The organism is Dactylosporangium vinaceum (genome assembly GCF_019904175.1).
GTDB classification, from domain to species: Bacteria; Actinomycetota; Actinomycetes; order Mycobacteriales; family Micromonosporaceae; genus Dactylosporangium; species Dactylosporangium vinaceum.
On record NZ_CP061913.1, the window covers coordinates 4,279,945 to 4,304,708 of the forward strand.

Genomic DNA, 24,764 nt, shown 5'->3' on the forward strand with positions numbered 1-24,764 from the left:
CATGGCGGCGCGCGGGACGCTGCGGGTGTACCTCGGCGCAGCCCCCGGCGTCGGTAAGACCTACAAGATGCTGGAGGAGGGGCGGCGCCGGCGCGAACGCGGCACCGACGTGGTCGTCGGCGTTGTCGAGACCCACGACCGACCCTTCACCGAGAACATGCTTGACGGCCTCGAGACCGTGCCCCGCCGTCCGATGACCTATCGGGGCGCGACGTTCACCGAGCTCGACCTCGAGGCCGTCCTCGCTCGCCGTCCGGACGTCGCGCTCGTCGACGAGCTGGCCCACACGAACGTGCCCGGCAGCGTCAACACCAAGCGCTGGCAGGACATCGAGCGGCTGCTCGACGCCGGCATCGACGTGCTCACCACCGTCAACGTCCAGCACCTCGAGTCGCTCAACGACGTCGTCGAACAGATCACCGGCGTACCGCAACGGGAAACCGTTCCCGACGCCATCGTGCGCCGGGCGGAGCAGATCGAGCTGGTCGACATGACCCCGGAGGCCTTGCGCCGCCGGATGGCCCACGGCAACATCTACAAGCCCGAGAAGATCGACGCCGCGCTCGGCAACTACTTCCGGGTCGGCAACCTCACCGCCCTGCGCGAACTGGCATTGCTGTGGCTGGCCGACAAGGTCGACGAGCAGCTCGACCGGTACCGCGCCGACAACGGCATCGACACGACCTGGGAGGCCCGCGAGCGGGTCGTCGTCGCGCTCACCGGCGGGCGCGAAGGTGACACGCTCATCCGCCGAGCGGCCCGCGTCGCCGCCCGGACCAAAGGCGCCGACGTCCTGGCTGTGCACGTCGTGCGCGGCGACGGCCTGGCCGGGGCCGACCCGGCCAACCTGACCAGGCAGCGGCTGCTGATCGAGTCCCTCGGCGGCACCTACCACCAGGTTCTCGGCGCCGACATCCCCACCGCGCTGCTGGACTTCGCCCGCGGCGTCAACGCCACGCAGCTCGTCCTCGGCGCCAGCCGCCGCGGCCGTCTCGCCCAGATCTTCTCGCCCGGCGTCGGCGTCACCACCACCGCCGAGTCCGGCTCGATCGACGTACACCTGGTGACCCACGAGGAGGCACGCCGGGGCCGCACCGGCTGGAGCCGGTCGCGCGGCGGCCTGACCCGGCGCCGCCGCCTGCTCGGCTTCGGCGTCGCGGTGGCCGGCTTGCCGCTGCTCACCGTGGTCCTCGACGCGCTGCGCCCGGAGCTCGCTCTGCCCAGCGACATCCTGGCCTACCTGGTGCTGGCCGTGGCGACTGCGCTCGTCGGCGGGCTGCTGCCCGCGCTGCTGTGCGCCGTCGGCGGTTTTCTGCTGCTCAACTGGTTCTTCACCCCACCGCTGTTCCAGTTCACGATCGCCGAGCGCGAGAATGTGTTTGCCCTCGTCGCGTTCGTCTTCGTCGCCGTTGCCGTCTCCTCGGTCGTCGACCGGGCCGCCCGGCGCGCCCGCGAGGCCGCCCGCGCCTCCGCCGAGGCGCAGACCCTGGCGACCCTCGCCGGCAGCGTCCTGCACGGCGACAACCCGCTGGAGGCGCTGCTGGAGCGGGTCCGTGAGTCATTCGGCCTGACCAGCGTCACCCTGCTGGAACGCGCGGCCGTCCACGAGTCGTGGCGGATCGCCGCCACGGTCGGCGGTCCGCCCTGCACCTCGCCGGCCGACGGTGAGTCGGAGGTTCCCATCGATGACACCGCATCGCTTGTGCTGCGCGGACATCCGCTGCAAGCGGCCGACCGGCGACTCGTCGAGGCGTTCGCCGCCCATGCCGAGATCGCGCTGCGTCAGCAGCACCTTGGCCGGCAGGCCGCCGCCGCGCAGACGCTGGCGGAGGTCGACCGGCTGCGCACCGCGCTGCTTTCGGCGGTCAGCCACGACCTGCGGACGCCCCTCGCGTCCGCCAAGGCCGCCATCGGCAGCCTGCGAAGCCCCGACGTCACGTTCTCACCCGAAGACACCGGGGAACTGCTCGCCACCGCCGAGGAGTCCCTGGACAAGCTCACGCGCCTCGTCGAGAACCTGCTCGACATGTCACGGCTGCAGGCGGGCGCGCTCGCGATGACCCCGCAGCCGGTCAGCGTGGCCGACGCGGTGTACCGCGCCCTCGACGACCTCGGCCCGCCCGCCGCCGCCGTGCGCATGAACGTCCCGGACGAGCTACCCGAGGTGTACGCCGACTCCGCCCTCCTCGAACGGGTGCTCGTCAACGTCGTGGCCAACGCGGTCCGGCACAGCCCGCCCGGCAACCCGCCGTTGATCGGCGTCAGCGAGCACGCCGGCCTGGTCGACATCCGCATCATCGACCACGGCCCCGGCATCCCGGCGGCCGACCGCGATCGCGTCTTCCAGCCGTTCCAGCGGCTCGGCGACCGTGACAACGCCTCCGGCGTCGGCCTCGGCCTGGCGCTGTCCCGCGGGCTCACCGAGGCGATGGGCGGCACGCTGCAGCCCGAACACACGCCCGGAGGCGGCCTCACGATGACCGTGAGCCTGCCCAGTGCCGAGACCGCGAGCACCGACCCGGCCGACCCGGCGCTGCTCGATCGTCTGAACCGGCGCAGACCCGGCAAGGCCTACCAATGAGCCGGACCCGCGTCCTGATCGTCGACGATGAGCCGCAGTTGCTGCGCGCCCTGCGGATCAACCTGCAGGCCCGCGAGTACGACGTGGTCACCGCCGGCGACGGCACCACCGCGCTCAAGGCGGCCGCCGAGGTACACCCCGACGTCGTCGTCCTCGACCTCGGCCTGCCCGACATCGAAGGCATCGAGGTGCTGCGGGCCCTGCGCCGCTGGACGCCGGTGCCGGTCGTGGTGCTGTCCGGACGCCTCGGCAGCGGCGAGAAGGTCGCCGCCCTCGACGCCGGCGCCGACGACTACGTCACCAAGCCGTTCAACGTCGACGAGCTGCTGGCCCGGCTCCGCGCGGTGGCCCGCCGCCGCGCCGAACCGGAAACGGTGCCGACCGTCCGCGTCGGTCACTACCAGATCGACCTCGCCGCCCGCGACGCGCGCCGGATCGACGGCTCGGGGGAGCGCCAGCACCTCACCCGCACCGAGTGGCGCATCCTCGGCCTGCTCGTGCGCAGCCCCGGCAAGCTCGTCGGTCATCGTGAACTGCTGCAGCACGTGTGGGGCCCGACGTATGTCGGCGAAACACATTACCTGCGCCAGTACATGGGCCAGCTGCGCCGCAAGCTGGAGACCGACCCAGCACATCCGCGGCACCTGCTCACCGAGCCGGCGATGGGCTACCGCTTCCAACCGTGATCACCGCGACGCACGGTCGTCAGACTGGGACCTCGGCGCTGAGGACGATGGTGCTCGCCTCGGGCAGGTGCAGAAAGTCGGCCTGGCTGGACGCGTTGTGGGCCAGGGCGATGAACAGCCGCTTACGCCAGGCGGCCATCCCCGGCTGGTCGGTGCGCCGCAGGGCGATCTTCGAGACGAACCAGGACGGCTGCTGCGGGTCGATACCCACGGTGAGGGGATGACCGGCCGCGCGGCGCAGCACCTCGGGGAAGTCCGTCGAGTCCTGGAAGCCGAAGGTGGCCGCGATGTGGATGATCCCGTCGTGGGGGTCGCCGAGGTCGTCGATGACGAGGCGTTCGTCCCACGGGATGTGCGGTACGTTCGCCGTCCGGCCGGAGATGATCACGACGTGCTCGTGCCGGACGTGGTTGTGAGCGACGTTGGCCCGCAAGGCAAGGGGGGTGGTGTCCTTGTTCGGATGCGGGAACACCGCGGTGCCGGGGACCCGCCGGACGTCGGCCGCGTGGAGGGTGTCGATGAAGGCCGGGAGCGGGCCCTCGAGCTCGACGCGGCGGGCGGTGACGAGCTGCCGACCGCGCTGCCAGGTGACCATGGCGGTGAAGACGACCGCGCCGAGCAGCAGGGTGAGCCAGCCGCCGTGGGCGACCTTGGTGAGGTTGGCCGTGAAGTAGGTCAGCTCGATGCTGCCCAGCACGGCGCCGACGACGGCGACCCGCCACGTGGGCCACTGCCAGCGGACCCGGGCGACGATGAGGAACAGCGTGGTGGTGATGAGGAAGGTGCCGGTGACGGCGACGCCGTAGGCGGTGGCCAGGCGCGTGGAGGAGCCGAACGCGAAGACCACCACCAGGACCGCCGCGAACAGGACCCAGTTGACGCCGGGGACGTAGATCTGGCCGTACTCCCGGTTCGAGGTCTGCCGGATGCGCAGATGCGGCAGGAAGCCCAGCCGCATCGCCTCGCGGGAGACGGAGAACGCGCCGGAGATGACGGCCTGCGAGGCGATGACGGTGGCGGCGGTGGCGAGCAGGACCATCGGCAGCCGCGCCCAGTCCGGCAGCAGCAGGAAGAACGGGTTGCTGCGGCTGCCGGGTGAGCGCAGGATCAGCGCGCCCTGGGCGAGGTAGTTGAGGGTGAGGGCCGGGAAGACCACGGCGAACCAGGCGCGGCGGATCGGGGCGCGGCCGAAGTGTCCCATGTCGGCGTAGAGCGCCTCGGCGCCGGTGATGGCCAGGACCACTGCGCCGGCGGCGATGAACGCGATGAACGGCCGGTCGACGATGAACAGGACCGCATAGCTCGGCGAGAGGCCGGCCAGGATGCCGGGGTGGCGGACCACTTCGACGGCCCCGGCCAGACCCAGGCAGCCGAACCAGACGACCATGACGGGTCCGAACACGGCACCGACCCGGCCGGTGCCCCAGCGCTGGCCGGCGAACAGGACGGTCAAGATGATCGCGGCGGCCGGCAGGACCACGACCTCGAGCCGGGGCGAGGTGACCTCGAGGCCCTCGATCGCCGACAGCACCGAGATGGCGGGAGTGATGACGCTGTCACCGTAGAACAGGGCGGCGCCGAGCACTCCGAGGGTCATCACCGCCGCCAGACCGCGGCCCTTCGTGCTGCGCAGCACATCGCGGGCCAGGGCGGCGAGGGCCATGACGCCGCCCTCACCGTCGTTGTCGGCCCGCAGGATGAACACCACGTACTTGATCGACACGATCAGGGTGATCGACCAGAACCCCAGTGACACCACGCCGTAGACGTCGGCGGCGCTCGGGCGGACGATGCCGTTGTCCAGGGCGAAGACGGTCTGCATGGCGTACAGCGGGCTGGTGCCGATGTCGCCGTAGACCACACCCAGGGCGCCCAGGGTCAGGGCCAGATTGGCTCTCCGCGTGTTCAGGTTCGGCTCCATCCAGTGGTCGATGCGGCAGCTACTCAACCCCACGTTCGCCGGTACAGGAACCGCACCGCACGGATCTTGATGACTTCTTAACGCGCATCAAGAACGCGTGAAGGAACACCGGATCGGCCGCCGCAGTTCGTAGCATCGAGCACGAGCGGCCATGGCGGTCGGGAGGGAGCGCACCACACCATGCCGGCTGACGAGCGTCCGGGTTTCAGCTGGCGGCCACGGCCCGCCTGGGGCCTGGTCGCCGCGGCGGTCCTGCTCGGTGCGGTGACACTCATCGGCCTGCGGCTGCGCGAGAGCGCCAGTGTCGCGCTGCCCTCCGCGGTGCTGGTGTACCTGGTCGCGGTGGTCATCGTCGCGGTCGTCGGCGGCACGTGGCCGGCGATCGCCGCGGCCGTCGCCAGCGACGCGCTCATCAACTGGTACTTCACCCCGCCCTACCACACGCTGACGGTCGCGCACCGGGAGAACATCACCGCCCTCGTGGTCTACGTCCTGGTCGCCGTGACCGTCAGCGTGCTTGTCGATCTGGCCGCCACCCAGCGCGCGGCCGCCGTGCGCAGTGGACTGGAGGCCCGGCTGCTGGCCCGGATCACCGCCGAGCCAGTCGAGGAGCAGTCATTGCAGCGGCTGCTGGAGCGGCTGCGTGCCACGTTCGGGTTCACCGCCCTGGCGCTCTGGGACGGCGAGGAGCCGGTCGCCCACGCGGGGCCGCCGTTCGCCGGACCGCCCGCGCTACGGGTCGACGCCGGCAACGGGCTCCTGCTGGTGGCCGAGTCACCCGCGACGATCGGCGAGGACCGGGCGCTGCTGGCCCGCCTGGCCGCCGGCGCGGCCCGCACGCTGGAGGCCCAGCGCCTCGCCGTGCAGGCGGCCCGCGCCGAGCAACTCGCCGAGGTGGACCGGCTGCGCACCGCCATCCTGCGCGCCGTCGGCCACGACCTGCGCACCCCGCTCGCCGCGATCAAGGCATCGGCGTCGAGCCTGGCCAGCCCCGACGTGGCCTTCACCGACGCGGACCGGGCCGAGCTCGTCGCCACCGTCCTCGAGTCCGCCGACCGGCTCGACGACCTCATCGAGAACCTCCTGGCCCTGTCGCGGCTGCAGGCCGGCGTGCTGTCGGCGCACCTGCGCCCCGTCGCCGTCGACGAGGTCGTCGCCCGGGCGGCGCTCAGCGCCGGCCGCGACCGGCTCGCCGTCGACGTCCCCGACGACCTGCCGCGGGTGTTCGCCGACCCCGGCCTGCTGGAACGGGTCATCGCCAACCTGGTGGACAACGCGCTGCGCGCCGACGGCGAACATCGCATCGCGGTGCGCGCCACCGCGGGCGGCGGCGTCGTCAGCGTCGCCGTCGTCGACCGCGGCCCCGGCCTCCCCGCGGCCGAGCGGGAACGGGTCTTCGCGCCGTTCCAGCGCCTCGGTGACTCCTCCGCCGACGGGCGGCTCGGCCTCGGCCTGGCCATTGCTCGCGGCTTCATCGACGCCATGGGCGGCCGGCTGTACCCTGCGGACACGCCAGGCGGAGGTCTGACCATGACCATCGAGCTTCCCGTCGCCGGTGAGGCAACGACGTGAGCACCGTGCTCATCGTCGACGACGACCGGCAGTTGCTGCGCGCGCTGCGGGTCAACCTCGCCGCGCGCGGCTATGAGGTGCTGCTGGCCCCGGACGGCCGTTCCGGGCTGGCCCTGGCCGGCCAGCACCGCCCCGACCTGGTCATCGTCGACCTCGGCCTGCCCGACATCGACGGGATCGAGGTCGTCACCGGCATCCGCGGCTGGTCGAAGGTCCCGATCGTCGTGCTCTCCGCCCGGCACGCCGAACAGGCCAAGGTGAACGCCCTCGACGCCGGCGCCGACGACTATGTCACCAAGCCGTTCGGCATCGACGAACTGCTGGCGCGGGTCCGGGCCGCGCTACGCCGCGGCGCACCCGACGGTGATGCCCCGGTCCTGCATACCGACGCATTCACCGTCGACCTGGCCGGCCGCCGGGTCGAGCGCGACGGCGCGCCGGTGCGGCTCACCCCGACCGAATGGCACCTTCTGGAGGTCCTCGTCCGCAACGCCGGCAAGCTCGTCACCCACCGCCAGCTGCTCCGCGAGGTGTGGGGGCCGCAGTACGAGACGGAGGTCAACTACCTTCGCGTCTACCTGGCGCAGCTTCGAGGCAAGCTCGAGGTCGACCCGGCCCGCCCCCGGCACCTGCTCACCGAACCCGGCATGGGGTACCGCTTCGAACCGTGACGGCATCAAGAGGGCATCAAAATCCGGCCCGTCCGCATCAAGACATCGTTAGGATTCGTCGATCGGCGGCCGCGCGGTGGTGCGCTTGACGAGTGACCGGCAAAACGACTTCCGATGACGCCGCATGGGCCATGAACCTGTTCGCCGCCGCGCTGCTCCTGGTCGCGTTCACCTGTCTCGACGCGTGGCTGATCCCGTCGCCGGGACTGCGGCTGGCCCTGCTCGCCGCGGCGGTGACCGTGATCGCCGAGCGGGTCGCCGACCCGCGAGCCGCCCTCGGCTGCGCCACGCTCGCCTTCGCCTTCGGCAACGGCTTCCTGCAGCACCACACCGGCACCCTGGCGTGGAGCACGCCCATCGACTACCCCTTCACGCTCGCCCTGGCGGGTGGCGCCGCCCTCGGCCTGTCGCTGGGCCAGGCCCGGCTCGCCTGGCGCCGGCACCGCCGGCTACGTCCGTTCCGTGCCCTGCTCAGCGAGACCGCGGCCGGTGGCGACGGTCACGCATCAAGAAGTCATCAAGACGGCGCGGGCCCCGACCGCCAAGACCTTAGCGTTCGACCGTGACCTCGATGCCCGGGCTGACCAAACGCCTCCTCCTCGGCCGCCCCGTGCGCAGCGACCGGCTCGGACACACCCTGCTGCCCAAGTGGCTGGCACTGCCGATCTTCGCCTCCGACGCCCTGTCCAGCGTCGCCTACGCCACCCAGGAGATCCTGCGCGTCCTGGCCGTCGGCGGCCTCGCGCTGCTGTACCTCACGCCCTGGGTCGCCCTCGCCGTCGTCGTCCTGCTTGCCGTGGTCGTCGTGTCCTATCAGCAGGTCGTGCACGCCTACCCGGACGGCGGCGGCTCCTACGAGGTCGCCACCCGCAACCTCGGCCCCGTCGCCGGACTGGTCGCCGCCGGCGCGCTCATGGTCGACTACACCCTGACCGTCGCCGTCTCGGTCGCCTCCGGCATCGACAACGTCATCTCCGCCGCGCCGTCGCTCAACCCGTACCGGGTGCCGATCGCGATGGTCACCGTGCTGGTGCTTGCCTCGGTCAACCTGCGTGGCGTCAAGGAATCCGGCAAGGCCTTCGCCCTTCCCACCTACGCGTTCATCATCGGCATCGTCGGCGTCGTCGGCGTCGGCGCGCTGCGCTTCATGACCGGGCACCCACCGGTTGCCGAAAGCGCGAACTTCGCGATCGCGCCCCATTCGGGCGGCCTCGCCGGGCTCGCGCTGGTGTTCGTCGCCCTCCGCGCGTTCTCGTCCGGCTGCACCGCCCTCACCGGCATCGAGGCGGTCTCCAACGGCGTCCCGGCGTTCCGCCGCCCCGCCAGCCGCAACGCATCCATCACCCTCGGCCTCATCGGCCTCATCGCCATCGTCATGTTCGGCGGCATCACGCTGCTCGCCATCGGCGCCCGCGTGCACTACGCCGACAACACCTGCGACCTCGTCGGCTTCGCCGGCAACTGCGCCGCGACGCCGCAGCGCACGGTGATCGCCCAACTCGCCGCCGCGGTCTTCGGCGCCGGCTCCATCCCGTTCTACTTCATCCAGGCCGCCACCGCGCTCATCCTGGTCCTCGCCGCCAACACCGCCTTCAACGGCTTCCCACAGCTCGGCGCGCTGCTCGCGCAACGCCGCTACCTGCCCCGCCAGCTGCACACCCGCGGCGACCGCCTCGCCTTCAGCAACGGCATCCTCGCCCTCGCCCTCGCCGCCGCCGGGCTCCTGCTGGCCTACAAGGCCTCGGTCGACGCGCTCATCCACCTGTACGTCCTCGGCGTCTTCACCGCCTTCACCCTCTCCCAGCTCGGCATGGTCCGGCACTGGCAGCGGACCCTCACCAACGAACGCGATCCGCTGGCCCGCCGCCGCACCCGCCGCTCCCAGACCATCAACGCCGTCGGCGGGGCGCTCACCGCCGTCGTCCTGGTCATCGTGCTCATCACCAAGTTCGCCGAGGGCGCCTACCTCGTCGTCATCGCCGTCCCCGTCTTCGTGCTCCTGATGTCCGCCATCCGCCGCCACTACGACCGCGTCGGCCAGGAGCTGCAGCCGCAACGCACCGACATGATCCTGCCCGCCCGGGTCCACGCCCTCGTGCTCGTCGGCCGGCTGCACCGGCCCGCCGTCCGGGCCCTCACCTACGCCCGCGCCACCCGCCCCGACACCATCACCGCGATCACCGTCAACATCGACGACGAGGACACCCGCCGCCTGCAGCAGGACTGGAGCCAGTGGCAGATCAGCGTTCCGCTCACGCTCATCGACTCGCCGTACCGTGAAATCACCCGCCCCGTCCTGCACCACATCCGCGACCTGCGCACCGCCGCACCCCGCGACATCGTTGCCGTCTACATCCCGGAGTACGTCGTCGGCCGCTGGTGGGAACAGCTCCTGCACAACCAGAGCGCCCTGCGCCTCAAACTCCGCCTGTTGTTCGAACCCGGCGTCATGGTCATCAGCGTCCCGTGGCAGCTCGCCTCCGCAGACATCCGCAGCGAGCGCCTCGGCCGGGCGGGCCGCGAACAAGCCGCCCGCAGCCCGTTGCGCCGCGGCGTCGTCCTCGAAGCCGACCGGCACCCGGCCGACGTGTAAGGGTGCGCAGGGCGGTGGCGCGGGTCGGGTCGGCACCGTTGAGCAACTCCTGCGCCGCGTAGACCGGGGTGTTGCCGGGTTTGACGTCGCGGTGCAGCACGCCCGCCGAGTGTGCCGCGTGCAGGGCCGCGGCGATCCGGGCGCCGATGTCGGCGAGCCGGCCGGGTCACGGTTCGCCGGGGCGGATCTCGATCCGCCGGAACAGCGGCAGCAGGGAGACGCACAGCATCGCCACCGCCGCCGCCGTGCCGCCGGAGAGCGCGACCGCCGCCGTGCCGAACGCGGCGGCGAGCAGCGGTGCGGAGATCTGTCCGAGTGGGTAGGACACGAACGACCAGAACTCGTCGTGGGCACCGACGCGGGACAGCAGCCGCTCGGAGATGTAGGTGTAGTTGACCGTCTGCCAGGTCACGGTGAAGAACTCCGAGGCCGCGCCGGCCAGGAGCGACACCCCGGCCAGCCAGAGCAGGCCCGCGCCGCCGCCGAGCAGGACGAGGGGCAGAGCGGCCAGCGCCATCGCGGTCAGTGCCGGGCGCAGCGGCCGGCGCGGGAGGGGCACCTTCACCAGTACTACGCTGGCGAACAGCGCACCGATCCCCTGGGCGCTCAGCACCAGGCCCCAGCCCGGAGCGCCGATGGTGTGGAAGGCGATGACCGGGCCCAGGACCTGCCAGACGCCCCGGTTGGTGGCGTTGAAGATGGCGAAGGCCAGGGTCACCGACCAGAACCACGGCTGCGACGCGAAGTACTCCCAGCCCTCACGCAGGTCGCCGAGCATGCTCGGGCCGTCGCCGTCCCGCTTCGGCGGGCGGGGCATCGCGATACGGGCGAAGCAGGCGGCGGCCAACAGGAACGAGGCGGCGTCGGCGGCGACCGCCCAGCCGCCGCCGACGGAGGCGGTCAGCAGGCCGGCGACGGCCGGGCCGACGATCCGCGTGAGGTTGCTCGCGGAGGCCAGCAGCGAGCTGGCCTGCTGCAGCCCGCGGCCGCTGGCCAGGTTGGCGATGATCCCGCGCAGGACGGGTGTGGTGAGACCCTGGAACGTGCCGCTGGCAAGCGCGAACGGCAGCAGCAGCGCCGGGGGCCGGCCGGTGATCAGCAGGACAGCGATCCCGGCCTGGGCGATCCCGGCGCCGAGGCTGGTCAGGGCCAGGACGGTGGAGCGGCGGTAGCGGTCGGCGATCCCGCCGCCCAGGAGCATCGTGGCGATCGTCGCCGCCATTGCGGTGCTGGTGACCGCCGCGACCCATCCGGCGCTGCCGGTCCGGGCGAGCACGCCGAACGCCAGGGCGACCTGCGACATGGAGCTGCCGGCCAGCGAGATCGTGCGGCCGGTGAAGAACCATCGGAAGGGGACCGAACGCAGCGGCCGGGAACCGTCGTGGCCAGTGCCGGCAACCGATTGTTCATCATTGGCTGCCGGTCCGGTTTCCCGGCCACCGGATGCTGCAATTCTGGGCACGTGTTGCCACAATGCCAGCACCACGGGGATGTTTCAACTTCGTGCGAAAGACCGCTGCCCGAACAATCGAGACGAGACGATGTCCAGACGCTTCCCGGTCTCGTCGCCCGATGCCGGGGCGACCGGCTGTGCGCCAGAATTCCTGGTCAGCGCGGTGGTGACGGCCGGTGCCGCGCGCCGCGGCGCGGTTGCCGCCATGATTTGTCGCGTCACAGCACAACCGATAAGCTCCTCCGCGCAGAAGCGGCGGGGTTTTGTTCACCATTTCGAGTGAGTCCGCAGCGCCGTTGCATGAACCGTCGTCCGGCCTGATGCGGTATGCGTGGCGGTCGAGCCGGCTGTGCGCGCACGGCAAGATGGCCATCAATAGGAGTCGGTCTGAGAAGGGGAGTGCAGATGCCCGAGGGCTGGCAGTGGGATCAGACGCTGTTCCGCGGTAGCGCCGCCTACTACGAGCAGGGACGCCTGCCGTATGCGCCCGGGTACGGACAGCGGCTGGCCGAGGAGTTGGGTCAGCACGGACAGGGCCGCCTGCTCGACGTCGGGTGTGGCCCCGGCCTGGTGGCGCTGGAGCTGGCCCCGTACTTCGCCGAGGTGGTCGGCATCGACCCCGACCCCGACATGCTGGTCCAGGCGGCCCGCCGGGCCGAGCGGCTCGGTGTGCGCAACGCAAGCTGGGGCGAGGTGCGGGCCGAGGACCTTCCGGCCGGGCTGGGCACGTTCCGCGTGATGCTCTTCGCGCAGTCGTTCCACTGGACCGACCGGGAGCAAGTGTCCGCGACGGCGTTCGAGATGATCGAGCCTGGCGGATACTTCGTGCACGTCAGCGAGCGCAAGGACTCCGCGGTGGACCCGGCGTCGCTGCCGCATCCGGCCCCGCCGTTCGAGGCTATAGCGGCGCTCGTGCGCTCCTACCTCGGTGAGGTGCGCCGGGCAGGACAGGGCTTCCTGCGGTTCGGCACGCAGAGCGGGGAGCGCGCGATCGTCGAGGGGGCCGGATTCGAGGGCTATCGGCGCCTGCCGGTGCCGGCCGGCGCGCCGGTCGATCGCACCGTGGACGACATCGTCGCCTGGGTCTATTCCCGTTCGGACTCGGCACCGCACCTGTTCGGCGACCGGATCGGCGACTTCGAGCGGGACCTGCGGGCCCGGCTGCTCGAGACGTCGCCCGACGGCGTGTTCAGCGAGCAGTTGCCGGACACCGAGATCTGGATCTGGCAGCGGCCGTGAGGCCGTGGGGTCGTTGCCGCGCCCTGGTGCAGCGGACGACCCGCCCGCCGTCAGTGGGACGTCCGCGCACGTGCTGCACCAGAGAGGTCGATCGACGTTGCCGCTCGTCGCTTCGATGTGACGGCGCCGGCTGTTGGGCCGCCGGAGGAGTGCGGTGTGAATTGCGCCGCCTTTCGCGAGGCCCGTGATACGGTCCCGACGTCCGGCCAGCCGCTGCAAAGGAATGACGGAAGACGATGCATTCGCCGATCTTTGCCGGTACTGCCGAATACTACGCGCAATACCGGCCGGCGTATCCCAGCCGGATGCTGACCGACCTGGTCGAGCTCAGCGTCGGCACGCACGGCCGGCGGCTGGTGGACCTCGGCTGCGGTACCGGCGAGGTCGCCCTGCCGCTGAGCGCAGTGTTCGACACGGTGACGGCGATCGACATCGACCCGGGCATGGTCGCCCTCGCCGAGCGCAAGGCGGCCGAGCGGCAGATCCGCAACGTGGCGTGGACGGTAGGAGCGGCCGAGTCCCTCGACCTGCCGGCCGGGTCCGCCGATCTCGTGGTCGCGGGATCGTCATTTCACTGGATGGACCGCGAACTGCTCGCCGGGCGGGTCCGGGCATGGCTGACCGGCTCCGGCGTCTTCGCCCTGCTCGGCGGGGGCAGCGACGTATGGGAGGAGCGGGCGCCCTGGCACACCGTCGCGGTGCAGACGATCCGCGAATACGTCGGCGAGCGGCGCCGCGCCGGGAACCAGTCATTCGTCGCGGCCGGCCGCCACGACGACTACCTGGAGCGGGCCGGTTTCGTGGTGGAGTCCCGGCAGTACAACGCCGAGAAGGACTGGACGGCCGACGAGATCGTGGGTTACCTGTACTCGACGTCATATTGCAATCCCATGGTGCTCGGTGACCGCAAGGCGGCCTTCGAGGCCACGCTCCGGGACCGGCTCGGGGCATTGTCCGCGGCTGACACGCATCCGGAGACCCTCGCGTTCGAATGCATGCTCGCCCGGCCGAAGGGTTAGCCGCGCCGGCGCCGACGGCGGAGTGTGCTCATCCGGCGAAGGTCTCCTCGACCGCGGTCCCGAGCGGGCGCCCGGTCGTCGGCGTGATGAAGAGCTCGGCCAGCAGGACACCGGCCAGCCGCCCCGGAAAGAGCCCCGACTCCTTGCCAACCGCCGCCTGCGACCAGCCGCCGAGCTTCAACGAGGAGCGCAGCAGCGGAGCCGGGAGGCGCCGGACCGCGCGGGGGCGGCCGACGGCAGCGGCGATACGCGCGAACATCTCGGCCCAGGTGAGATTCTCGTCGGCGAGCGGAAGATCGGCGCCGTCGGCCTGCTCCAGGGCCTCGGCGGTGGTCAGGCCGACGCTGCGGGCGGACACGGCCGCGGTACCACCGCGGGGGGCGACAAGCGGCGAGCGGGAGCGCGCCCACGAGCCGAGGGCGGGCGCCCAGTTGGGGAGCCGGTCCCCGGCGCGGCCGAAAACGAACGGCAGCTCCAGCACCGCGACGGGCAACCCGGGACCGGCCGCCGCGCGCACCCCAGCGGCCTGCTCGACGCGGCCGCGGATGTACTCGTGCCGCTCCGGCAAATGCCACTCGGGCCGGGTGCGGGCGAAGTACGTGTAATACGAGCCCATGAGCGCGCCCCGGGTGAGCCCTTCGGCGCGGGCGGCCGCGAAGAGCCGCTCGACCGGCTCGACCATCTCCGCGTGCAGGACCGGACGGATCGGCTTACGCAGCGGGCGGGCCTCGTCGGCGCGGGTCGCGGCCACGACCCCGTCATGGCCGGCGAGCACTGTCCGCAGCTCGTCGACGGTCGCGGTGGTGGTGTCGAGGGCGTGCTCGACGCCGTCGGCCGGCGTCCGGGCCAGGATGGTCACCTGGTGGCCGCGCTCGCGCAGCACCGCCGCCACGTTCGCCCCGACCAGACCGCTGCCACCCACCACGAGAATGCGCACGCCCCATCGTCCACTCTGGAGCCGGTCTTGGCCAGCCTCCGCCGCTGCCGGCCGCGGCGAGGCGGGCGGAGGCGACCTCGGCGGCCCACCTGTGACGCAGCGTTCCGCTGCGGCGCAAGCCATACCGGCCCACATCTTCTGGATGAGGTGTCGGCTGTGGTGGTTCCGGCGACGTCCGACGCGGCGCCGATTCGGCGGATGAAACGCCTGACCGTGGGTACCGTCGCGAGCTGAGACGTTTTGGAAGGGGCGGCATGGCCGATGTCCGGGCCGCGTCTGATGCGGGTGAGGGTGACCTCGCCTTGCTTCGGGCGTATGAGCCGGTGATCCGGTACACGGCAGGAGAGCTGTTCCTGCCGACCGCAGTCGGTGCCTACGTGGGTCGGGCCACCCTGTGGCGACGGCGCCAAGGTGGACGATCCGACGAGTGCCTGGCGAAGGTGGGTGAGCTGACGCTGGAGCGGCTGGCCGCAGCAGGGAGTCGGTTCGGCGGGGATGCCCTGTACCTTCGGCTGGTCGACCGCCCGCTGCGCGGTGCCGACTACCGGCGGTGGCGTCGTGACGCGGCGCAGCCGGCGTTCCGACCGAGTAGCCGCTTCGCCGCCGTCGGGCTGTTCGCGCGGCTCGTCGATGCCGGACTCCGGGTGTCGCTGCTGCTGCGTGGCACGGTGCCGGGCGGCACCCGGGCCGCGGCGCACCACCTGTATGCCGCGCACATGCAGGACGAGACGCATCCCTACTACGCGAGGGTATTCCGCGACGGCGGCTACATCGCACTGCAGTACTGGTACTTCTACCCGATGAACGACTGGCGCTCCACGTTCAGCGGCATCAACGACCACGAGGCCGACTGGGAACAAGTGACGATCTTCCTCGCGGAGACCTTCGATGGCTTGTTGTGTCCCACATGGGTGGCGTTCTCGGCCCACGACGAGGTCGGCGACGACCGGCGTCGGCGGTGGGATGATCCGGACATCGAATTCGTCGGCGCGCATCCGGTGGTCTATGCGGGGGCCGGATCGCACGCCGGCGCGTACCTGCCCGGCGAGTACGTGACAACTGTGGCCCCGACCTGGCTGAACGGTCTGCGGGCCAGATCGCGGCAGGTGAGCCGGGCGCTGCTGCCCTGGACCGGGGACGCACCGCAGACGAGCGCCGGGCTCCCGTTCATCGACTACCACCGCGGCGACGGCGTGGGCATCGGGGTCGGCGAGTGCCGCGCCTGGCATCCGGTACTCATCGACGACGACACGCCGTGGGTCCGCAACTATCGCGGGTTGTGGGGGCTGGACACGCGGGACCATTTCGGAGGCGAACGGGCGCCGGCCGGCCCCCGTTACGAGCGAGACGGAGCGGTCCGGTCGGGGTGGGCGAATCCTGTAGTGTGGGCCGGCCTCGACGACGAGTACCCGACCGTTGAGCACGGCGCTGCGCTGCTGCAGCGTCGCGCGAGCCGGCTGCGACAGCGCCTGGCGGAGCTCGCCGTCGAGGTCGACGACCGCCGTCAGGCGGCGCGTGCATCCCGTGCCGGCAACCGGGCCAGGGCGGCGTTCGCGGGCAACGCCGGCACCGAGAAGTCCCGCCGCGGCCGGTCCGGCCCACACCGGGACGGCACCGAGGCCCTCGCCCGGCTGCGGGCCGAGCAGGCCGCCGTCCGCGAGGAGCTCGACGCTATCCGCCACGCGGGCACCCAGCCGCCCGTCGATCCTCCCCATGCGCATCTGCGCTGCCGGGCTCTTCCGCTCACCGCCGACACCCCACGCCAGCGGTTCCTGGCAATCTGGTCGGCAGCGTCAGTGTCGATCCTGCTTGCCGGGACCGCGCTCGTCGTGATCAGCCCACCGGTCGGCCTTCTCTGGTCCTCCGCCGGCCTCATCACGATCATGCTCGCAATCGAGGCGGCCGCCCGCGGCCGGCTGGTACGGTTCACCGCAACCATGGCCGCGGTCGGCGTTATCGTCTTCGCCGTCCTGAGCGCCGTCGAGGTCGTCGTCCGCAACTGGCGAGCCGGTGCGGCCGCCGTGCTGATCCTCGCCGCAGGTGCGTTGCTCGTCGCCAACCTCCGTACCTGGATGACCAACCGTTGAGGCAGATCAGCGAGCACACCATTGTCATGCGCACATGTTCGAACCCATACGCGCGATGGTAGGTCGGCGACAGCGGCTGAAGATGCCGCCGGTGGTCGTTCGACCACCGGCGGCACGGCGGGTCAGTTGAGGCTGAATCGTTGGTTGGCCTGGCCGTTGCAGTCGTAGAGCTGGATCTGCTGGCCGTTGCCGGTGCCCCAGACGTCGAGGCACCGGCCGGACTGCACGCCGGAGATGGTGCCGTTGCTGTTGACGTTCCACTGCTGGTTGGCCTGGCCGTTGCAGCTGTAGATCTGCACGGCCGCGCCGTTGCCGGAGCCGGCCGCGTCCAGGCACGTGGTGCCGTACACGGTCAGCTGCCGGCTCGACGTGAGGGTCCACTGCTGGTTCGTCCCGCCGTGGCAGTCGTACAGCTGCACGCGGGTGCCGTTGGTAGCCGAGGAGTTCGGCACGTCGACGCACCGGCCCGACTGCGCGCCGACGATGCGCTTGGCACCGGACGGCGGGGGCGTCGAGGCCGGCGCCGAGACCGGCGGCGGGCTGGTCGGGGTGGTGCCGTCGGGGGCGACCGCCCGGCCCGTCTGCGGCGAGATCATGCCCGCGCACAGGTTGCGTGCGGCGAGGCCCTGGGCGATGCGCGGGATGGCGGCGACTGTGTTGGCGGGCCAGTCGTGCATGAGGATGATCTGGCCGTTGGTGAGCCGGGCGTTGGCCTGGACGATCGCGTCCACGCTGGCGTTGTTCCAGTCCTGCGAGTCGACGTCCCAGATGATCTGGGTCAGGCCGTAGCGTGACAGGACCGACTGCAGGGTCGAGTTGGTCTCCCCGTACGGCGGGCGGAAGAGCTTCGGAGTGCCGCCGCCGGCGTTGGCGATGGCCTGCTGGGTGCGCGAGACCTCCGAGTCGATCTGCGCCTGGCTCTGCTGGGTCAGGTGCGGGTGGGTGTAGCTGTGGTTGCCGACCCACATGCCGGCGTCGACCTGTGCGCGGACCTGCGCCGGGTACTGTGCGGCGTACTGGCCCTCGTTGAACATCGTGGCCCGCAGCCCGTTCTGGCGCAGCGTGTTGAGCAGGTTGCCGGTGTTGGTGCCGGGCCCGTCGTCGAACGTGAGCCCGACGTACCCGTTGCAGGTCGCGGCGTTCGCCGGGGAGGCGGACCAGGCGACGACGGTGGTGATGGCCGCGGCTGTCGAGACAGCGACTGCGGTGGCGAGCAGACGGCTACGCATATTCATGGTGCGCGCCTTTCTTCTGTATAGGGGCGTCATGCAACGAACCGGTTGGCGGCCGGTTTGACAGCTGTCGATGCGGCCCCAGTATTGGGTGACCTCGGCGGCGGTGTCAAAGTTTCGAAACCCCAGCTCAGCCCACTGGTGTTTCGAAAATTGATACTCGTCGAGCTGCGATTGTGCGTGGCATCTTCACGCTCGGCTCGGCGTGAGGAGCGGCGGTGTTCGGCCCGGGTGGCCGGATCGCGCCGTGGTGGAAGTTTCAGCGTCGGGTGGGGCGTCTGGTTAAGGCGCCCGAAACCGTTCGCGGTCGGCGCCCTCCGCGGGCTGGGGCATCGCCGGCGCGGCAGGCGTAGCGCCACGTGGGATCGCCGCGGTTCTGAAGCGGGGCACGGGTCGAGCCGGCGGCTGAGGCCGGACGCTCACGGGACGGCTCAGCGACGCCCGTCATCTTGACGGCGAATATGTGAGCGATAACATTCGCGAATATCTGTTTCGCCGGTGCGGCCGCCAGAGCCGATGAAGTCGAGGCTTTTCCCCGGATCAGCGAAGCCCGATGTCCCGGAAGGCTGCGCGCCGTCTTTGGCGTCCGCTCCGGACGAACCGCACAAGGTGGCGCGACGCGTCCCCTTGCACCCCGTCGCAACGGAGGATCGATGCAGTTCTCTCGTCGTCGGCCATTGGTGGTGGTCGCCTGTTCGGTCGGCCTGACCGTGGCCAGTGCCACCGCAGTGCTGACCGCGAACGCCGCCCAGGCGGCCGCGGGCTGCCGCGTCGACTACGCCATCTCCAGCTCGTGGCAGGGCGGCTTCAACGCCAACGTCACGATCACCAACTACGGCGAAGCCGTCAACGGCTGGCGACTCGCCTGGTCGTTCGCCGGCGGGCAGACCGTCACGCAGCTCTGGAACGGGTCCGTGACCCAATCCGGCGCCCAGGTCACCGTCACCAATGCCGACTACAACGCCGCCATCCCGACCAACGGGAACGCGACCTTCGGGTTCAACGGGTCCTGGAGCGGCTCCAACCCGGTGCCGACGGCATTCTCCCTCAACGGCACCCCGTGCAACGGCCCGACCGATGGCTCGCCGAGTGCACCCAGCTCCCCCGGCTCATCCAGCGCCAGCCCGAGCCGCAGCACCAGCCCAAGCGCCAGCGTCAGCCCGAGCGCGAGCACCAGCCCGAGTTCGAGCGGCACGTGCACCCTGCCGTCGTCGTACCGATGGACGTCTTCGGGCCCGCTGGCGACGCCGAAGTCGGGCTGGGTGTCACTCAAGGACTTCACCGCCGTGCCGTACAACGGCAAGCACCTGGTCTACGCCACCACCCATGACAACGGCTCCACGTACAGCTCGATGAACTTCGGCCTGTTCACCGACTGGTCGGACATGGCCTCGGCGAGCCAGAACGCCATGTCGTCCGGCGCTGTCGCACCGACACTGTTCTACTTCGCCCCGAAGAACATCTGGGTGCTGACCTACCAGTGGGGCGCGTGGCCGTTCCTCTACCGCACCTCCAGCGACCCGACGAACCCCAACGGCTGGTCCTCGCCCCAGCCGCTGTTCACCGGCAGCATCTCCGGCTCCGGCACCGGGGTCATCGATCAGACCATCATCGGCGACAGCCAGAACATGTACCTGTTCTTCGCCGGCGACAACGGCAAGATCTATCGCGCGTCGATGCCGATCGGGAACTTCCCCGGCAACTTCGGCACCAGCTACACCACGATCATGAGCGACACCCAGGCCAACCTGTTCGAAGCGGTCCAGGTCTACAAGGTCCAGGGCCAGAACCAGTACCTGATGATCGTCGAGGCGATGGGCAGTCGCGGCCGCTACTTCCGCTCGTTCACCTCCTCCAGCCTGAGCGGCTCGTGGACTCCCAACGCCGCCACCGAGAGCAACCCCTTCGCCGGCAAGGCCAACAGCGGCGCCACCTGGACCAACGACATCAGCCACGGTGACCTGGTCCGCGCCACCGCCGACCAGACCATGACCGTCGACCCGTGCCACCTGCAACTGCTCTACCAGGGCTATGCCCCGGGCAGCTACCCGGACTACGGCAAACTGCCCTACCGGCCAGGCCTGCTCACCCTGCAGCGCTGACGACGCCGTCATTGCCGAGGCCGCAGGCGATGAACGATCGCCTGCGGCCCGGCGACCGGATCGATGAACGGCACTATGCTGGCACCATGGGGGACGCGGTGACGGGCGAGGTGCCGGGAGAGGGTATGTCCTACCGGATCGAGGTGGGGCGGGCGCCGGGGGAGGTGCCACAGATCGACGTCGAGCTCACGCTGACACCCGCCGGGCGGGCCCGGATCGTCGCGCATCACCTCCAGCGCACGCTCGGGGTGACACACCCCGATACGCTCGAGGCGATCGACGAGCTGGCCGGGCTCCTCTGGGCCGAGGGCAGTCTCGAGGAGGCGCTGCGGCTGTACCGCGAGGTGCTGGCCGGCCGGCGGGTGACGCTCGGGCCGGAGCATCCGGAGACCTTGCGCACCGGGCACGAACTGGCCTCGAGCCTGCTGACCGTGGACCTGCCCGACGAGGCCGCGTCGTTGCACAGGGACGTGCTGCAGCGCCGCACGGCCACGCTCGGTCCCCGGCATCCGGAGACGCTGCACAGCGCGTCGGGGCTGGCCAGGACACTGCTCGAGCTCGGGGACCTGCCGGAGGCCGAACGGCTGGCCCGGCAGACCCTGCGGGATCGCTCGGCGGTGCTCGGCGACACGCACCACGACACCCTGGCCAGCCGGCTTCTGCTGGCGGCGGTCGCGAGCGCGAGCGGCGACCTCGCCGGGGCCGAGGCGCTGTACCGGGCCACCGCCGCCGACGCGGAGCGTGGGTCGCCGGCGACCGCCGGGGTCGCGCTCACTGCCCGGTTCAACCATGCCGTCCTGCTGTGCCGTCTGGGTGACGCGGCGGCGGCGATAGCGGCGTTCCCGGCGGTGCTCGACGGCTACACCGCCCGGTTCGGCCCCGGCCACGTCGAGACACTGCAGGCGCGCGGGACGTTCGCCGCGGTTCTGCATGAGGTGGGGCGTCACGCCGAGGCGATCCGCGAGCTGCGGGCGGTCCTCGACGGCCTGGAGCCGATCTTCGGCGCCGATCACCCTGAGGCGCTGGCGACGCGGGAGAACCTGGCGGCGATCCTGTTCAACACCGGGCGGCGGGACGAGGCCGAACAGGAATGCCGGGCCGTCCTGGCCGGCTGGGAGCGGGCCCGCGGGCCCGGCGATCCGCGGACCCGGCAGGCGCGCGAGCAGTTGCGGCTGGTGCGATCGAGCGGCCGGTGATGCCGCCGGTCAGGGGCCGACGTGGAGGTGGGCGGCCCACAGCGACGGCAGCGCGGGAAAGCGGTCGCGGACCTGGCGCACGGCGGTGTTGAGGGCCGCGGCCGGATCGCCCGGGTGAGCCGCCAGGCCGCGGTGGAACGCGCCGGCGAGCTGAGCGCAGATCACGTCGACGACGGGCCAGAGGGTGCCGATCACGTGGCGGTACCCGGCGAACAGGAACGCGCCGGTGATGTGGACGGCCTCGTCGGCGAACTCGGGGCGAGTACGGGTGGCGGAGCAGGCCGAGAGGTAGGCCAGCTCCGCGTCGTGCAGGCGCAGCCCGGCGATGTCGGCGACGGTGAGCGGGCGCTCGGCGTGATCGTAGGTCAGGATCCGCGACCGGGACGGGTCCTGCGCGTCGACCGCCGCGTGGCACACGAAATGCGCCAGGTCCGCGTCCGGCAGCGCCGCAAGCACCCGGTCCCGGGTGGCCTGGGAGCCGTAGAGGGTCGTCGCCGCCCCCAGCACGGCTCGGACCTCGTCGGCCTCCGCGTCCGCCGACGACAGCGGCCCCGCTCCAGGGGTCTGGGCAAGCGCGACGATCAGGGGGCGGGCGGTGCGGGCCGCGACGGGCCGGTCCCGGGCCTGCTGCAGGGCGCCGACCGTCGGCGTGTACGAGGAGATGACGAGGTCCAGGACCGTTCGCCGGCCGGCGGGACCGGCCCGGTCGCGGTGATACCCGGCGGCGTGCAGCGGCAGGAAGGCCAGCACGCCCTGTGGGCACCACCAGATCCGCCGCCGCGGAAGGTTCGCCTCACCGAGCAGGCCGAGATGGTGAAGTACCGGCGCTGTGATGACGTCCCAGAGCCACTCCAGGGTTTCGGCGATGTGCTGCTCCGCCGCGGCGACCTCGGTCATGGTCCGGGCCCGCGCACCGGCCGCGTCAACGACGGCCAGGAACGCCGCAGCCCGTTCCTGGACCTCCCGGGCCGTCACCGCGAGAGGGACGACGGCGACGGTACCGCCGGCGACGATGAGCGCATCGCAGCGGACGCTGACGTTGAGCAGTACCACCGGATCGTCTCCGGCCTGCCGCAGGAGGCTCGCGGCGCTCGGCGGCCGCAGGAACCGCGCCATCCCGGGCAGTGCGCGGACCCGGGCCAGCAGCCGCTCCCAGTCCTGCGCCCGGGCCCGCCGTTGGCGCAGGAGGCGCTCGTCGGGCTCCGCGCCCGGCGGTGGTTCGTCGTCGCTGTCGCGAAGCCGGAGGAACTGCGCGGCGAGGTCCGGCGCGGCCCGGGTGAGCCGGTCCAGATCCCCGCCCGGGATCGGCAGCTTCCGGGCGAGCAGGACCCCGCGGCCGTGCTCGAGCACCTCCAGCGCCTGCGCCGGGTCGCCGGCCTCCAGCGCATACGCGGCGGCCTCGGCAGCCAGGCCAGGGTGCCGGGCCAGGGCGAACTGCTGGTCGGTGCGGGTGAGGCTGCGGTCGGCCAGCCGGGGGAGCAGGGCCACGGCGTCACGCAGTGCCTTGGCGGCGGCCGCCCACTCGTGCCGGGTGCCGTGTACCTGGCCCAGCGTGATGCCCGCGGCGAGCTGTTCGGACATGGCGGCGGTCGGGGACGACGCGGCGGCGCGAGCGGCGTCGAGGGCCTCGTCGAGCAGCCTGCGCTCGCCGGTGAGCAGATGCAGGCGGTACAGCGCCTCGGCGTGGGCTACGAGCACGAGCACCCGGGCCGGGTGCCGCGGCGGGTAGTCGCGGATGAGGTCACGCAGCAGGTCGACGGCCTCGGTCAGGTCGTGCCGATCGCCGGTGCCCTCGAAGCGCGAGCGCAGCGCGTTGGCCAGGTCGGCGGTGATGGTGCGGTAGTGCCCGGCGTCGCCGGCGGTGCGGGCCCGCCAGTATCGCAACAGCGCCACGGCCTCGTCCACGTCGTCGGCGTCGCCGGTCAGGTCGAACCGCTGCCGCAGGACCTGGGCGGCGCTGCACAGCAGGGGCAGGCGCCGCCGCTGATCGGACGGGTCGCAGGCGTCGGCGGCCTGGCGGTACGACAGCAGGGCCTCGTCGAGGCAGGCCGGGTCGCCGGTGAGGGCGTGCTGCTGCCGCAGCGCGCCGCCGATGATGGCGAGCAGCTCCGGGAGGCTCGCCAGCTGCGCGGGGGCGCCGTCGCGCACTGCACGGGCCAGGCGCAGGCCGCGTTCGAGGTCGGCCCGGGCGCCGCTGATGGCGTATCGGGAGAGCAGGTACTGCGCGAGCTCGAGCCCGGCGTCGGATTCCAACGGCAGCCCGTCGCAGAGTTCGATTGCCTCGTCCAGGTCCGCCGGGTCCCCGCCGATGGCGTGGCGGCGGGCGAGTGTGCGGGCGAGGACCCGCGCGGCCGCGGTGTGCGGGCCGGCGCGGCCGTTGCCGGTCGCAACGGCGGTGCGGGCCAGGTCGACGGCCGCCTCGATGTCGGCGGGGTCGGCGGTCAGGCGGTGCCGGTCGCCGTACGCCTGAGCGGTGCGAATCGTCCAGATCAGCCCGGTGTAGCTGTCGGGCGGGCGCTGTGACCGCCCGAACGCCAGCACCTGCAGGACCCGCTCCACGTCGGCCGGTGTGCCGCGGTCCAGCCGGGCGGTGCAGAGTTCGTCGAGCGCGTGCGACCACGCCGGGGCGGTGGGGCTGATGCGGGTCAGGGCGTGTTCGTAGCCGGCGATCACCTGGTCGAGAAGGTCCGGCCGTCCGGTCCGGCGGTACTCCTCGGCCGCGCCCTCGGCCCTGACGAGCGCTTCGAGTCCGGGCGGTGGCGTCGCCGCGGCGGTGGCCCGGCCGGACAGTGCGTCGCGGTATGTCGCCGCCTCAGCCCGCGCCGCGTCGTCGCCGGTGTGTTCGTGCCAGGCGGTCAGGGCGACGGCGAGGTTGTTGAGCACGACAGTCCGGTCGTCGCTCGGGTCGCCGTCGGGCAGCAGTCGTAGGGCCGCGCGGAGGTGCGCGATGGCGTCGGCCAGATCCTGCAGGTCCCATGTGTGTTCGTAGCGGTCCTGCAGCGTGCCCGCGAGCCCGCTTTCCTGCCGGGCCCGCTCCTGCGGCGCCGCCGGCCCGGCCCGGGCGCGGCGCTGCCACGACACCGACTCGTCGAGCGTGCGCCGGTCGCCGTCATGGTGGAACAACAGCCGCAGGACCTGGCCGAGTCCGCCCTCGTGGATGTGCCGGTGCGGGCCGTCCGGTCCGGCGGCGCTCACGGCCCGCCGGTAGAGGACGGCCGCCTCGCGCAGCCGGGCGACGTCGCCGTGCTCCTTGTACGTCTGGTGTTCGGCGAAGGCGAGATTGCGCAGGTGGATGTCGCGGCCCCGGGTGGCCGCGGTCATGGCGTCCACGACCCGCCGGAACAGATCCCGGGCCTGCGCCAGCGCGTCGAGGTCCCGCCCGGTGAGGTAGCGGTCGAGCTGGCTCAGGCCCTCACGGTGCCAGGCCAGCAAGTGCTGCTCATCCATCCCTTGCAGGATAGACCGGGTACGTTCA

17 protein-coding genes are annotated in these 24,764 nt (G+C 71.8%); 12 read left to right on the top strand and 5 right to left on the bottom strand.

The genetic code is table 11. The features are described 5' to 3' along the window. Position 1: 1 nt before the first annotated feature. Positions 2–2,581 carry a sensor histidine kinase gene (locus tag Dvina_RS18955; protein ID WP_223103796.1) on the top strand — a complete coding sequence of 860 codons (2,580 nt, stop codon included), beginning with the start codon at positions 2–4 and terminating at the stop codon, positions 2,579–2,581. Next, positions 2,578–3,267: a response regulator gene (locus Dvina_RS18960; protein WP_223103797.1), complete on the top strand. Its 690-nt coding sequence runs from the start codon at positions 2,578–2,580 to the stop codon at positions 3,265–3,267. Before Dvina_RS18955 ends, Dvina_RS18960 begins: the two co-directional genes overlap by 4 nt. Before the next feature lie 19 nt (positions 3,268–3,286). On the opposite strand, the gene Dvina_RS18965 is transcribed toward Dvina_RS18960, so the two are convergent. Beyond that, a complete protein-coding gene (locus Dvina_RS18965; protein ID WP_223103798.1) occupies positions 3,287–5,188 on the bottom strand; it encodes a potassium transporter Kup in 1,902 nt (633 codons plus the stop codon). Between the two features lie 180 nt (positions 5,189–5,368). Between Dvina_RS18965 and Dvina_RS18970 the strand changes: the two genes are divergently transcribed. The 4 genes from Dvina_RS18970 (at position 5,369) to Dvina_RS18985 (ending at position 10,024) form a co-directional block, all read left to right on the top strand. Continuing rightward, entirely contained in the window at positions 5,369–6,760 is a 1,392-nt protein-coding gene (locus Dvina_RS18970; protein WP_223103799.1) for a sensor histidine kinase, read from the top strand. Then, on the top strand, positions 6,757–7,431 hold the full coding sequence (locus Dvina_RS18975) for a response regulator (protein WP_223103800.1): 675 nt from the start codon (positions 6,757–6,759) through the stop codon (positions 7,429–7,431). The genes Dvina_RS18970 and Dvina_RS18975 overlap by 4 nt, the downstream gene beginning before the upstream one ends. A 131-nt stretch (positions 7,432–7,562) precedes the next feature. After that, positions 7,563–7,997, top strand: coding sequence for a hypothetical protein (locus tag Dvina_RS18980; protein WP_223103801.1), 435 nt, complete (start codon positions 7,563–7,565; stop codon positions 7,995–7,997). A gap of 5 nt (positions 7,998–8,002) precedes the next feature. After that, positions 8,003–10,024: an APC family permease gene (locus tag Dvina_RS18985; protein ID WP_223105599.1), complete on the top strand. Its 2,022-nt coding sequence runs from the start codon at positions 8,003–8,005 to the stop codon at positions 10,022–10,024. A 166-nt stretch (positions 10,025–10,190) separates the two neighbouring features. On the opposite strand, the gene Dvina_RS18990 is transcribed toward Dvina_RS18985, so the two are convergent. Further along, positions 10,191–11,342, bottom strand: a complete 1,152-nt coding sequence (locus Dvina_RS18990) for an MFS transporter (RefSeq protein ID WP_246656556.1) — start codon at positions 11,340–11,342, stop codon at positions 10,191–10,193. Between Dvina_RS18990 and Dvina_RS54305 the strand changes: the two genes are divergently transcribed. The 3 genes from Dvina_RS54305 to Dvina_RS19000 all read left to right on the top strand — a co-directional run bounded on the left by Dvina_RS54305 (position 11,227) and on the right by Dvina_RS19000 (position 13,735). Then, complete coding sequence (locus Dvina_RS54305; RefSeq protein ID WP_246656720.1) at positions 11,227–11,760, top strand: hypothetical protein; 534 nt, start codon at positions 11,227–11,229, stop codon at positions 11,758–11,760. The genes Dvina_RS18990 and Dvina_RS54305 overlap by 116 nt on opposite strands. Before the next feature lie 122 nt (positions 11,761–11,882). After that, positions 11,883–12,716, top strand: coding sequence for a class I SAM-dependent methyltransferase (locus tag Dvina_RS18995; RefSeq protein WP_223103803.1), 834 nt, complete (start codon positions 11,883–11,885; stop codon positions 12,714–12,716). A 305-nt stretch (positions 12,717–13,021) separates the two neighbouring features. Beyond that, positions 13,022–13,735 (top strand): class I SAM-dependent methyltransferase, encoded by a 714-nt coding sequence (locus Dvina_RS19000; protein ID WP_223103804.1) that lies wholly within the window; start codon positions 13,022–13,024, stop codon positions 13,733–13,735. Positions 13,736–13,763: 28 nt separating this feature from the next. Here Dvina_RS19000 and Dvina_RS19005 read toward each other — a convergent pair whose 3' ends face one another. Further along, positions 13,764–14,672, bottom strand: a complete 909-nt coding sequence (locus Dvina_RS19005) for an NAD-dependent epimerase/dehydratase family protein (RefSeq protein WP_223103805.1) — start codon at positions 14,670–14,672, stop codon at positions 13,764–13,766. 302 nt (positions 14,673–14,974) lie between these two features. Between Dvina_RS19005 and Dvina_RS19010 the strand changes: the two genes are divergently transcribed. Next, the gene (locus tag Dvina_RS19010; RefSeq protein ID WP_223103806.1) at positions 14,975–16,759 is read left to right on the top strand and encodes a hypothetical protein; all 1,785 of its coding nucleotides are present in this window, start codon (positions 14,975–14,977) and stop codon (positions 16,757–16,759) included. Positions 16,760–16,881: 122 nt separating this feature from the next. On the opposite strand, the gene Dvina_RS54310 is transcribed toward Dvina_RS19010, so the two are convergent. Next, entirely contained in the window at positions 16,882–17,988 is a 1,107-nt protein-coding gene (locus Dvina_RS54310; protein ID WP_246656309.1) for a polysaccharide deacetylase family protein, read from the bottom strand. Positions 17,989–18,644: 656 nt separating this feature from the next. Here Dvina_RS54310 and Dvina_RS19025 point away from each other — a divergent pair. Continuing rightward, the gene (locus tag Dvina_RS19025; protein ID WP_223103807.1) at positions 18,645–20,093 is read left to right on the top strand and encodes a non-reducing end alpha-L-arabinofuranosidase family hydrolase; all 1,449 of its coding nucleotides are present in this window, start codon (positions 18,645–18,647) and stop codon (positions 20,091–20,093) included. A gap of 86 nt (positions 20,094–20,179) precedes the next feature. Continuing rightward, positions 20,180–21,289 carry a tetratricopeptide repeat protein gene (locus Dvina_RS19030; RefSeq protein ID WP_223103808.1) on the top strand — a complete coding sequence of 370 codons (1,110 nt, stop codon included), beginning with the start codon at positions 20,180–20,182 and terminating at the stop codon, positions 21,287–21,289. A gap of 9 nt (positions 21,290–21,298) precedes the next feature. On the opposite strand, the gene Dvina_RS19035 is transcribed toward Dvina_RS19030, so the two are convergent. Continuing rightward, a complete protein-coding gene (locus Dvina_RS19035; protein ID WP_223103809.1) occupies positions 21,299–24,736 on the bottom strand; it encodes a CHAT domain-containing protein in 3,438 nt (1,145 codons plus the stop codon). Positions 24,737–24,764: the final 28 nt, after the last annotated feature.

What these genes read in the sequence shown, in the direction of transcription:
- Dvina_RS18955 (WP_223103796.1), top strand. Translation starts at nt 2, where the DNA reads ATGGCGGCGCGCGGGACGCTGCGGGTGTACCTCGGCGCAGCCCCCGGC.
- Dvina_RS18960 (WP_223103797.1), top strand. Translation starts at nt 2,578, where the DNA reads ATGAGCCGGACCCGCGTCCTGATCGTCGACGATGAGCCGCAGTTGCTG.
- Dvina_RS18965 (WP_223103798.1), bottom strand. Translation starts at nt 5,188, where the DNA reads ATGGAGCCGAACCTGAACACGCGGAGAGCCAATCTGGCCCTGACCCTG.
- Dvina_RS18970 (WP_223103799.1), top strand. Translation starts at nt 5,369, where the DNA reads ATGCCGGCTGACGAGCGTCCGGGTTTCAGCTGGCGGCCACGGCCCGCC.
- Dvina_RS18980 (WP_223103801.1), top strand. Translation starts at nt 7,563, where the DNA reads ATGAACCTGTTCGCCGCCGCGCTGCTCCTGGTCGCGTTCACCTGTCTC.
- Dvina_RS18985 (WP_223105599.1), top strand. Translation starts at nt 8,003, where the DNA reads ATGCCCGGGCTGACCAAACGCCTCCTCCTCGGCCGCCCCGTGCGCAGC.
- Dvina_RS18995 (WP_223103803.1), top strand. Translation starts at nt 11,883, where the DNA reads ATGCCCGAGGGCTGGCAGTGGGATCAGACGCTGTTCCGCGGTAGCGCC.
- Dvina_RS19000 (WP_223103804.1), top strand. Translation starts at nt 13,022, where the DNA reads ATGCTGACCGACCTGGTCGAGCTCAGCGTCGGCACGCACGGCCGGCGG.
- Dvina_RS54310 (WP_246656309.1), bottom strand. Translation starts at nt 17,988, where the DNA reads ATGCGTAGCCGTCTGCTCGCCACCGCAGTCGCTGTCTCGACAGCCGCG.
- Dvina_RS19025 (WP_223103807.1), top strand. Translation starts at nt 18,645, where the DNA reads ATGCAGTTCTCTCGTCGTCGGCCATTGGTGGTGGTCGCCTGTTCGGTC.
- Dvina_RS19030 (WP_223103808.1), top strand. Translation starts at nt 20,180, where the DNA reads ATGGGGGACGCGGTGACGGGCGAGGTGCCGGGAGAGGGTATGTCCTAC.
- Dvina_RS19035 (WP_223103809.1), bottom strand. Translation starts at nt 24,736, where the DNA reads ATGGATGAGCAGCACTTGCTGGCCTGGCACCGTGAGGGCCTGAGCCAG.